Source organism: Salinarimonas ramus (genome assembly GCF_014645695.1).
Classification (GTDB): Bacteria; Pseudomonadota; Alphaproteobacteria; order Rhizobiales; family Beijerinckiaceae; genus Salinarimonas; species Salinarimonas ramus.
In genome coordinates, this window is record NZ_BMMF01000035.1 from 1 (window position 1) to 1,557 (window position 1,557).

Annotated in this window: 1 protein-coding gene; it reads right to left on the reverse strand. The window is 68.0% G+C overall.

Going from position 1 to position 1,557, the window contains the following annotated elements; translation table 11 throughout:
- Window positions 1–56: 56 nt before the first annotated feature.
- Window positions 57–1,490 (reverse strand): IS1182 family transposase, encoded by a 1,434-nt coding sequence (locus IEX89_RS24080; RefSeq protein ID WP_188915837.1) that lies wholly within the window; start codon window positions 1,488–1,490, stop codon window positions 57–59.
- Between the last annotated feature and the right edge of the window lie 67 nt (window positions 1,491–1,557).

A 1,557-nucleotide genomic window follows, 5' to 3' on the forward strand; every position in this document is an offset into this window, starting at 1 on the left:
ACTCGCGGCGCCGCCGGTAGATGGGATCCGTGATCGGCGCGAGGCAGCGGTATTCCTCATCTCCTCAGCGCCGCGGCGAGCGGGGCGACGCCCATGATGCCGATCGTCCGCTTCAGGTTGTAGGCGAGGACCGAGAGGCTCATTTCGGTTCCGACGTTCTGGAGGCCTCTGGTGAGGAAGGGGGTCGTTCCCATCCACTGCTTCAGTGTGCCGAATGGGTGCTCGACGGTCGATCGACGCAGCGTCATGGCGCCGGGCATTCTCTCGAGACGCTTGTGCATGGCCTCGAGCACAGCCTCGTGCTCCCAACGTGAGACCCGCCGCTGCTTCGCGGGCGTGCAGTGCGCTTTCAGCGGGCACGTCGGGCACACGCTCGCCCAGTAGCGCCGCAGCGTCCGCCCGTCTTCGACAGTCGAATAGCGGAAGGTCAGCCGCTCGCCGGCCGGGCAGCGATAGCTGTCGGTCTCGGGCTCGTAGACGAAGTCGTTCTTCGAGAAGCGGCCGTCGGCTTTGGCGGACGAGGTGTCGGGCTTCGGCACGATCGGCACGACGCCGGCGGCCTCGCACGCCATCACCTCCTCGCCGTCGAAGTAGCCGCGGTCGGCAACGACCGTGAGGCTCTCGCCGGCCATCTCGGCCCTGGCCTTGTCCACCATCGTGGCGAGATGGGCGCGGTCGTGCCCGATATTGGTGACCTCGTGCGCCACGATCAGGTGATACTCGGGCTCGACGACGGCCTGCACGTTATAGCCGACGAGGCCCGAGCCCGGCGCGCTCGTCGACATCGAGCGAGCGTCGGGATCGGTGAGCGAGACCTGCCCATCGGGCGCCGCCTCCAGCTCTTTCTCGATTTCCTTCAGCCTCGCCATGCGGGCGCGAAGGCGACCGATCCGGTCGGCCAGGCGCTCCGCCTTCTCCGACGCGCCGTCCTCCTCGCGATCGGCGCGATCGAGCTCGGCCATGTAGCGGGCGATGCTCTCGTCGGTGTCGCGCAGCCAGCGCTCGAGCTTGGCGCGGGTGAAGTTCCTGTCGCGGTTGTTCACCGCCTTGAAGCGGCTGCCATCGAGCGCGACGACCGCGCTGCCGAGCAGGCCGAAGCCGCGGCACAGCCCCACGAACCGCCGGCAGGCCGCCTTGATTGCCTCGGCGTTGTCGCGCCGGAAGTCGGCGATGGTCTTGAAGTCCGGCGCGAGCTTGCCCGTGAGCCACATCAGCTCGACGTTACGGCCCGCTTCTCGCTCCAGCCGCCGGCTCGACTGAACCCGGTTCATATAGCCGTAGACGTAGAGCTTGAGCATCATCGCCGGGTGGTACGCGGGCCGGCCGGTGGCCGCCGGCCGCGCACGCTCGAACCCGAGCCCGCCGAGGTCGAGCTCATCGACGAAGGCGTCGATCACGCGGACCGGGTTCTCGGCATCGACATAGTCGTCGAGGCAGTCGGGAAGAAATGCCGCCTGCCGGCGATCCTGGCCCTCGACGAAACGCCCCATCCCGAAGCTCCCCGTGTAGAGAGCTGAAGCTTAGCATATTCGAGGGCGTTTCCACACGGCCTCGGCC